Origin of the sequence: Kitasatospora sp. NPDC059817 (genome assembly GCF_042731835.1) — a bacterium.
In the GTDB taxonomy this organism is placed as follows: Bacteria; Actinomycetota; Actinomycetes; order Streptomycetales; family Streptomycetaceae; genus Kitasatospora.
Genome location: NZ_JBHWIR010000068.1, coordinates 1 through 9,531 on the forward strand (window position 1 = coordinate 1; position 9,531 = coordinate 9,531).

At 72.5% G+C, this 9,531-nt stretch carries 6 protein-coding genes; all 6 read right to left on the bottom strand.

Features of this window, described 5'->3' with window-relative positions; genetic code table 11:
* Positions 1-128: 128 nt before the first annotated feature.
* Positions 129-2,243, bottom strand: coding sequence for a transcription termination factor Rho (rho, locus tag ACFV61_RS16945; RefSeq protein ID WP_063347814.1), 2,115 nt, complete (start codon positions 2,241-2,243; stop codon positions 129-131).
* Between the two features lie 597 nt (positions 2,244-2,840).
* Complete coding sequence (thrB, locus tag ACFV61_RS16950) at positions 2,841-3,779, bottom strand: homoserine kinase (protein WP_063347815.1); 939 nt, start codon at positions 3,777-3,779, stop codon at positions 2,841-2,843.
* A 452-nt stretch (positions 3,780-4,231) separates the two neighbouring features.
* Positions 4,232-5,329: a threonine synthase gene (thrC, locus tag ACFV61_RS16955; protein WP_063347816.1), complete on the bottom strand. Its 1,098-nt coding sequence runs from the start codon at positions 5,327-5,329 to the stop codon at positions 4,232-4,234.
* 9 nt (positions 5,330-5,338) lie between these two features.
* Positions 5,339-6,631 (bottom strand): homoserine dehydrogenase, encoded by a 1,293-nt coding sequence (locus ACFV61_RS16960; RefSeq protein ID WP_063347817.1) that lies wholly within the window; start codon positions 6,629-6,631, stop codon positions 5,339-5,341.
* A gap of 138 nt (positions 6,632-6,769) precedes the next feature.
* Positions 6,770-8,161, bottom strand: coding sequence for a diaminopimelate decarboxylase (gene lysA / locus ACFV61_RS16965; RefSeq protein ID WP_063347818.1), 1,392 nt, complete (start codon positions 8,159-8,161; stop codon positions 6,770-6,772).
* An 85-nt stretch (positions 8,162-8,246) separates the two neighbouring features.
* A partial coding sequence (locus ACFV61_RS16970) for an arginine--tRNA ligase (RefSeq protein ID WP_380492361.1) occupies positions 8,247-9,531 on the bottom strand: 1,285 nt, incomplete at its 5' end.

Genomic DNA, 9,531 nt, shown 5'->3' on the forward strand with positions numbered 1-9,531 from the left:
TTACCCCCCCCACCCGCGCAACCCCCAACCCTGGGGGTGTGGGGGGGTGGGTTTTGTTTATACTCCACCGCACCCCGGGCCCGCGCGGGGGGTCCGGGGTTCGGTGGGCGACAACCGTCCGGCTACGGTCAGTCGTTGGAGCCGGGGGTGGTCTTGGCGATCTGCATCAGGAACTCGGCGTTGCTCTTGGTCTGCTTCATCTTGTCCAGGAGCAGCTCGATCGCCTGCTGCGAGTCGAGCGCGTGCAGCACCCGGCGCAGCTTCCAGACGATGGCCAACTCCTCGCTGCCGAGCAGGATCTCCTCCTTGCGGGTGCTGGAGGCGTCCACGTCGACGGCCGGGAAGATGCGCTTGTCCGAGAGCTTGCGGTCGAGCTTGAGCTCCATGTTGCCGGTGCCCTTGAACTCCTCGAAGATCACCTCGTCCATGCGCGAGCCGGTCTCGACCAGCGCGGTGGCCAGGATGGTCAGCGAGCCGCCGTTCTCGATGTTGCGCGCGGCGCCGAAGAACTTCTTCGGCGGGTACAGCGCGGTCGAGTCGACACCACCGGACAGGATGCGGCCGGAGGCCGGCGCCGCCAGGTTGTAGGCGCGGCCGAGGCGGGTGATCGAGTCCAGCAGGATGACCACGTCGTGGCCCAGCTCCACCAGGCGCTTGGCGCGCTCGATGGCCAGCTCGGCGACGGTGGTGTGGTCCTCGGCCGGGCGGTCGAAGGTCGAGGAGATGACCTCGCCCTTCACCGACCGCTGCATGTCGGTGACCTCTTCCGGACGCTCGTCGACCAGGACGACCATCAGGTGGCACTCGGGGTTGTTGTGGGTGATCGCGTTGGCGACCGCCTGCAGCACCATCGTCTTGCCGGTCTTCGGCGGCGCGACGATCAGACCTCGCTGGCCCTTGCCGATCGGCGACACCAGGTCGATGATCCGGGTGGTCAGGATGCCCGCCTCGGTCTCCAGGCGCAGCCGGTCCTGCGGGTAGAGCGGGGTGAGCTTGTTGAACTCGGGGCGGCCGCGACCGCTCTCCGGGTCCATGCCGTTGACGGAGTCCAGCCGCACCATGGCGTTGAACTTCTCGCGGCGCTCGCCGTCCTTGGGCTGGCGCACCGCGCCGGTGATGGCATCGCCCTTGCGCAGGCCGTTCTTGCGGACCTGGGCGAGCGAGACGTAGACGTCGTTCTGGCCCGGCAGGTAGCCGGAGGTGCGCACGAACGCGTAGTTGTCGAGGATGTCGAGGATGCCCGCGACCGGGATCAGGACGTCGTCCTCGCCGACCTGCGGCTCGGCGGGGCCGGCCTCGAAGCCCTCGCGGCGGGCGCCACGGCCCCGGCGGTCGCGGTAGCGGCCACGGCGGCCGCGGCGGCCGTCGCCGAACTCGTCGTCGTCGTAGCCGCCCTGCTGGATCTGCGGCTGCTGGGTCTGCTGGCCGCCCTGGCGGGCCTGCTGGCCGTCGCCCTGAGCGGCCTGCTGCTGGCCGCCGCCCTGCTGGGGCTGGCGGTCGGTGCGCTCGCGGCGGTTGCGGCGGTCGCGGCGCGACTCGCGGGAGTCGCCGTCCTGGGCCTCGCCGCCGTCCTGGCGCTCGGCCCGCTCGGGGCGCTCCGCCCGCTCCGGGCGGTCGCTGCGGTCCCGGCGGTCCCGGCGGTCGCGACGGGTCTCGGTGCGGCCCTCCTCGCGGCCCTCGAAGGCGCGGGTCTCGGCCTGGCGGGTCTCGGCCTGCTTGGGCTCGGCCACGACGACGGCGGCGTCGGCCGTGACGTCGGCGGTCGGGGCGCCGGCGGCCGAGGTGGCGCGGCGGCGGGTGCGCTCGGCACGGGCGGGCGCGGCGGTCTCGGCGGCGGCCTGGACCGGGATCTCGATCTGGGCCTGCGACTCGGCGGCGGCCGGGGCCGCGGCGGCCGCAGCGGCGGCGGCCTTGGTGCGGCGGGCCGGCTTCTCGGCCGGCGCCTCGGCGGCGTCCGCCTTGGCGGCGGTGCGCTTGGTGGCGGCGGCCGGAGCACCACCGGCGGCGAGCAGCGGGTCTCCGCCGCTCTTCTCCTTGATGGTCTCGATCAGCTGGCTCTTGCGCATGCGTCCGGTACCGGTGATGCCCAGGTCCCCGGCGAGCTTCTGCAGCTCGGCCAGGACCATGCCGTCCAGGCCAGCGGCGGCGGTACGGCGGCGCCGCGCCGGGGTCGCGGGGGCGGCGGCTGCGTCCGACGCCTCGGCGTCCTGGCGCGCGCCCATCAGATCGGTGGAGTCGCTCACTAAGGGTCCTTCCCTGGAGCGGACGTCGGCCTGTCTGGCTCGGCGACCGGTTGTGCTGTCCTGACCGACGCTCGACTGCGTCGGTCCGAGGCGGTGATCCCCCGAAAGGCGGAAGCCGGTCGAGGGAGAGCTGCGAGGTGCGGTGCGTGAAGCACGGTGGTGCTGAGTGGCGCGGCGGGCCGGTCGGTCGTGTGCCGACCGGGCGTACCCCCACGCTTGCCTGCGAATCCCGGGCCCCCGTCGCGTGACGGTGGACCGCGCTCCGCCCGTCCTGGCCTCAAGGTGGGAGGCCGCGAGTGGGAGTCAGGTGCCGTCACGGCTTCGGGATGCGGCCGCGTGTCGCGCAGGCAGGCTGCGTACGCGCTGCGGTGGGCTCCCGGAGAATCGTCGCCCCGTGCATCGCCGCGACTCCACGGCAGTGGAGTGCTGGGATCGGGACGCGGCGCACCGAGCCCCGGAGGGCACCTGGTGCAGCAATGAGGTTAACACTACCGACCCCCTCAGACATTCCCCAGCCTTGCGCTTGCCAATCGTGTCCGGACGGCCCGGCTCGGCAGGTGGCCGGGCCAGGCCGGACGAGCAGCCCGGACGGGCCGTTCAGCCGTCCAGCGGGAGCACGGTGGCCCCGATCCGGTCGAGCTCCAGGCGGTGCGCGGCGAACGCCGGGTCGCCGCCGTGGCCGTGGTGCCCGGCGAAGGAGAGCACCTTGTCGGCGCCCGCCTCGTCGGTGAGCGCGAGGACGGTCGGGCCGGCCCCGGAGATCACCGCGGGGACGCCCTCCGCGCGCAGCGCGCCCACCAGGGCGGCGCTGTCGGGCATGGCGGAGGAGCGGTAGTCCTGGTGCAGGCGGTCCTCGGTGGCGGCGAGCAGCAGCTCGGGCCGCCTGGTCAGCGCCTCGACCAGCAGCGCGGCGCGGCCGGCGTTGACGGCGGCGTCGGTCAGCGGGACGGTCTTCGGCAGCAGGCCGCGGGCGGTCTCGGTGAGCACCTCGTCGGCGGGGACGAACACCACCGGGACGACCTGGTCGGAGGGCTCCAGGCTGACCGCCTTGGCCGACTCCTCGTCCGTCCAGGCGATGGTGAAGTTGCCGCGCAGGCAGGCCGCGACGTTGTCGGGGTGGCCCTCCAGCTCGGAGGCGAGGGCCAGCAGCGCGTCGTCGTCCAGCGCGGACGGGCCGCCGATGGTGACCGCGCGGGCGGCCACGATGCCGGCGCAGATCGCGGCCGAGGAGGAGCCGAGGCCGCGGCCGTGCGGTATCCGGTTGGCACAGACCACTTCGAGGCCGCGCGGCTGGCCGCCGAGGCGGTCGAAGGCGGCGCGCATCGAGCGGACCAGCAGGTGGCGCTCGTCGCGGGGCAGCGTCTCGGCGCCCTCGCCGGCGATGTCGATGGAGAGCCCGGAGTCGGCGACCCGGACGACCACGTCGTCGTACAGGCCCAGCGCGAGGCCGAAGGCGTCGAAGCCCGGGCCGAGGTTGGCGCTGGTCGCGGGAACCCGGACCCGGACGGCGGCGGCACGGAACGCGGGACCGGCCATGCGGTGGACTCTCCTGGGGAAATCGGGCGGCGCGGATCGCGTCGTCGGTGCGAAGGCGGGGAATGGACCGCAGGCCCCGGCGGGGCGGGCGGTCACGGTCGTTGGCGCGGCCTGGAGAAGGCCGGACCCGGGGCATGTGCCACACGGCCGAACCCAGAGTATCGAAGAGAGGTTCCCCAGTGGTACACCCCGTGGTCCTCCGATCTGGTGTGTTGCCGCTTCTGGCCGGAATGCGTACCGGAATCGGATCGGAATGCGCGGCGTAATTGACACAAAAGTGTCACCGGAGAACATCGACGGGGCGGCCCCCCCCAAAGTGGGCCCCGCGCCGGGGGGGGCGGGCCCCCCCGCCCCCCGCCCGGCACTGCCACCCCCCCCCCCCCCGGCCGCGGCCGACCCCCGAAAGGGTCGGCCCGTCGAGGCGTCGGGCGCCCGCAGGGCCCGACGGCAGGTCAGTCCAGCAGGCCCAGGCGCTGCGCCGCCGCCTCCGGGTCGATCGGGACGATCTGCGGCTGCGGTGCGCCGGCCACCGCCCAGTCCGGGTCCTTGAGGCCGTTGCCGGTCACGGTGCAGACGATGCGCTGGCCCGGGTCGACCAGGCCGGCCTCCGCCTTGGCCAGCAGGCCGGCCACCGAGGCAGCCGAGGCGGGCTCCACGAAGACGCCCTCCTGTGCGGCCAACAGCCGGTAGGCAGACAGGATCTGACGATCCGTCACCTTGTCGATGAGGCCGCCCGACTCGTCCCGCGCGGCGAGCGCGAAGTCCCAGGAGGCCGGGTTGCCGATCCGGATCGCGGTGGCGATGGTCTGCGGCTTGAGCACCGGCGCGCCGTCCACGATCGGGGCCGAGCCGGAGGCCTGGAAGCCCCACATCCGCGGGGTGCGCGTGGCCAGGCCGTCGGCGGAGTACTCGCGGTAGCCCTTCCAGTACGCGGTGATGTTGCCCGCGTTGCCGACCGGCAGGACGTGGATGTCCGGGGCGTCGCCGAGCATGTCGACGATCTCGAAGGCCGCGGTCTTCTGACCCTCGATCCGCACCGGGTTCACCGAGTTGACCAGCGCCACCGGGTACTTCTCGGACAGTTCACGCGCGAGGGTGAGGCAGTCGTCGAAGTTCCCGTCCACCTGGAGGATCTTGGCGCCGTGCACCAGCGCCTGGCCCATCTTGCCGAGGGCGATCTTGCCCTGCGGGACGAGCACCGCGCAGACCATCCCGGCCCGCACCGCGTACGCGGCGGCGGAGGCCGAGGTGTTGCCGGTGGAGGCGCAGATGACGGCCTGCGCCCCCTCCTCCTTGGCCTTGGAGATGGCCATCGTCATCCCGCGGTCCTTGAAGGAGCCCGTCGGGTTGGCGCCCTCGACCTTGAGGTAGACCTCGCAGCCGGTGCGCTCGGACAGCACCTGGGCGGGGACCAGCGGCGTGCCGCCCTCCAGCAGGGTGACCACCGGGGTGGCCGCGGTGACCGGCAGGCGGTCCCGGTACTCCTCGATCAGGCCGCGCCACTGGTGGGTGTGCGCGCCTCGGACGACGTTCTCGGCAACGGCGTTCATGGCTGTTCCTTACTCCCCTTCGACCCGCATGATGCTGGCCACGTCCCGCACGCTGTCCAGCGCGCGGAGCTTGTCGACCGTCGCCGACAGCGCGGCGTCGGTGGCACGGTGAGTGACCACGACGAGCGAGGCGTCGCCGTCGCGGCCCTGCTGGCGCACGGTGTCGATGGAGACGCCGTGCTCCGCGAAGACGGACGCGACCTGGGCGAGGACGCCCGCACGGTCGTCCACGTCCAGGCTGACGTGGTAGCGGGTGACCACCTCGTCCATCGGCTTGGCGGGCAGCTGCGTGTACACCGAGTCACCGGGACCGGTGGCGCCGGCCAGCTTGTTGCGACAGACCGCGACCAGGTCGCCGAGCACCGCGGAGGCGGTCGGCGAGCCGCCCGCGCCCGGGCCGTAGAACATCAGCCGGCCGGCCGCCTCGGCCTCGACGAACACCGCGTTGTACGCCTCGCGGACGGAGGCCAGCGGGTGCGACAGCGGGATCATCGCCGGGTGGACCCGCGCGGTGACGGACTCGCCGTCCGCCGCCCGCTCGCAGATCGCGAGCAGCTTGACCACGCAGCCCATCTCCTTGGCGGAGGCGATGTCGGCGGCGGTCACCTCGGTGATGCCCTCGCGGTACACGTCCGCCGCGGTGACCTTGGTGTGGAAGGCGATGCCGGCCAGGATCGCGGCCTTGGCGGCGGCGTCGAAGCCCTCGACGTCGGCCGTCGGGTCGGCCTCGGCGTAGCCCAGCGCGGTGGCCTCCTCCAGCGCCTCCGAGTAGCCGGCGCCGGAGGTGTCCATCTTGTCGAGGATGAAGTTGGTGGTGCCGTTGACGATGCCCAGCACCCGGTTGACCTTGTCCCCCGCGAGGGACTCGCGCAGCGGGCGCAGCAGCGGGATCGCGCCCGCCACCGCGGCCTCGTAGTACAGGTCCACCCCGGCCCCGGCGGCCGCGGCGTGCAGCTCGGTGCCGTCCTTGGCGAGCAGCGCCTTGTTGGCGCTGACCACCGAGGCGCCCCGCTCGAACGCCGACAGGATGAGGTGTTTGGACGGCTCGATGCCGCCGACGACCTCGACCACCACGTCGATGTCGCCCCGGTTGACCAGGGCCTCGGCGTCGGTGGTGATCAGGTGCTCGGGCACGCCCGGACGCACCCGGCCGGCCCGGCGGACCGCGATCCCGGCGAGCTCGACCGGGGCACCGATGCGCGCGGCGAGGTCGTCGGCCGTCGTCGTCATGATGCGCGCCACCTCGGAGCCCACCACACCACAACCCAGCAACGCCACCTTCAGCGGGCGCGTACGCATCATCCGACTCCGCTCTGCATTCTTCGTGCTTCGGTAATTCCGGCGGGATTCTGGGGGCCGCCGGGAACTTCGGTCCGTACCAGTCTCGGGGACTTCCCGCACGGATCTACGGTCGTTCCATGATCTGAGACAAGGATTTCGTCATCCGATATCGAGACGCAGGAGATCCTCCTCCGTCTCGCGCCGGACGATCACCCGCGCGGCACCGTCCTTGACGGCCAGCACGGGAGGCTTCAGGGCGTGGTTGTAATTGCTCGCCATCGAGCGGCAGTACGCGCCGGTGGCGGGCACCGCGATCAGGTCGCCCGGGGCCAGGTCGGCCGGCAGGAAGGCGTCCCGGACCACGATGTCGCCGGACTCGCAGTGCTTGCCGACCACCCGCACCAGCATCGGCTCGGCGTCGCTGCGGCGCGACACCAGGGCCACCGAGTACTCGGCGTCGTACAGCGCGGTCCGGATGTTGTCGGACATCCCGCCGTCCACGCTGACGTAGGTGCGCAGGCCCTCCAGCGGCTTGACGGTGCCGACCTCGTACAGCGTGAACGCCGTCGGGCCGACGATCGCCCGGCCCGGCTCCACGCTCAGCCGGGGGGTGTCCAGGTTCGCGGCGGCGCACTCGCGGCGCACGATGTCGGCCAGCGCGGCCGCGATCTCGGCCGGCTCGCGCGGGTCGTCCTCGCTGGTGTACGCGATGCCCAGGCCGCCGCCCAGGTCGATCTCGGGCAGCTCGACGCCGTGCTCGTCGCGGATCTCGGCCAGCAGGCCGACCACCCGGCGGGCGGCCACCTCGAAGCCGGCGGTGTCGAAGATCTGCGAGCCGATGTGCGAGTGGATGCCGCGCAGCTCCAGGCCCTCGTGCCCGAGTACCCGGCGCACGGCCTCGGCCGCCGATCCGTTGCCCAGTGACAGCCCGAACTTCTGGTCCTCGTGCGCCGTGGCGATGAACTCGTGGGTGTGCGCCTCGACGCCGACAGTGATCCGGATCAGCACCTGCTGGCGGACGCCCTGGCGGGCCGTGATGGCGGCCAGCCGCTCGATCTCCTCGTAGGAGTCGACCACGATGCGCCCGACGCCGGTCTTCACCGCGTGTTCGAGCTCGTCCGCCGTCTTGTTGTTGCCGTGCAGCGCGATCCGCTGCGGCGGCATCCCGGCGGCCAGCGCCACCGTCAGCTCGCCGGAGCTGCACACGTCGAGGTTCAGGCCCTCCTCGTGCAGCCAGCGCACGATCGCCTTGGAGAGGAACGCCTTGCCGGCGTAGAAGACGTCCGCCTCGGTGCCGAAGGCGTCGCGCCAGGCCCGCGCCCGGGCCCGGAAGTCGTCCTCGTCGAGCACGTAGGCCGGCGTGCCGAACTCGGCCGCCAGGGACTTGACGTCGATCCCGCCGACGGTGGCCACGCCCTCGGCGTCGCGGGCGACGGTGCACGACCAGACCTTGGGGTCGAGCGCGTTCAGGTCGGCCGGCGGGGCGGAGTAGTGGCCCTCGGGCAGCACGTCACCGTGACGGGGGCCTGCGGGGTGTGCGGAGCGAGACATGTCCTGCTTCCTTGACCTATGGCGAGGGGCGGCGACGGTCTCCGTTGACCGTCAGCCGCCCCCGCTGCGCACTTGGGGGTGGTGCCTACATCCGCTCGGGCGCCGTGACGCCCAGGAGCGTCAGGCCGTTGGCCATCACCGTTCGCGTGGCCTCGACCAGCCAGAGCCGGGCGCGGTGCGTGTCCGTGAGCTCCTCGTCGCCCTTGGGCAGGAACATGCAGTTCTCGTACAGGCGGTGGTACTTGCCCGCCAGGTCCTCCAGGTAGCGGGCGACCCGGTGCGGCTCGCGCAGCTCGCCGGCCGTGGCCAGGATCCGCGGGAACTCGCCGAGGGCACCGAGGATGTCGTTCTCCCACACGGTGGCGAGCAGCTCGGGCTTGAAGTCCTGCGCCGCGCCCTTGTCGACACCGAGCTGCGCGGCCTTGCGGGCCACACCGCACATCCGGGTGTGCGCGTACTGGACGTAGTAGACCGGGTTCTCGTTGGACTGGCTGGTCAGCACGTTGATGTCGAGCGTGATGGTGGAGTCCGTGGGGGACCGCGTCAGGGTGTAGCGGGCGGCGTCCACGCCGATCCACTCGATCACGTCGTCGATCGTGATGATGTTGCCGGCCCGCTTGGACATGCGGACCTCTTCGCCGTCGCGAAGCATCTTCACGAACTGGCCGATCTTGACCTCGATGTTGCGGTCCATGTCGTCGCCCGCGCAGGCCACGATGGCCTTCAGCCGGTTGACGTAGCCGTGGTGGTCGGCGCCCAGCATGTAGACGGAGACCTCGGCACCGCGGTCCCGCTTCGACAGGTAGTACGCGGCGTCGGCGGCGAAGTAGGTGGTCTCGCCGTCGGCCTTGACCAGGACGCGGTCCTTGTCGTCGCCGAAGTCGGTGGTGCGCAGGAAGACCGCGCCGTCCTGCTCGAAGACGTGGCCCTGCTCGCGCAGCCGGTCCATGGCCTTCTCGACCGCGCCGGAGTCGTGCAGCGACTTCTCCGAGAACCAGACGTCGAAGTGGGTACCGAACTCCTGCATCGAGCGCTGGATCTCGGCCACCATGAGCTTGAGGCCCTCGGTGCGGAAGGCCTCCAGCTGCTCGGCGTCGGGCAGGTCGAGCACGCCCGGGACGCCGTCGGTGATGGCCTTGGCGATGTCGCCGATGTACTCGCCCACGTAGCCGTCGGCGGGGACGGGCTGACCGTTCGCGGCGGCCTTCAGCGAGCCGGCGAACTTGGAGATCTGCACGCCGGCGTCGTTCAGGTAGTACTCGGTGGTGACGTCGGCGCGGGGGGGGGGGGCCCGCCCCCCCCCCCCGCCCCCGGCGCGCGGCGCCCGGGCGGCGCCGCGCGGGGGGGGGGGCGGGGGGGGTGGGGGCGGT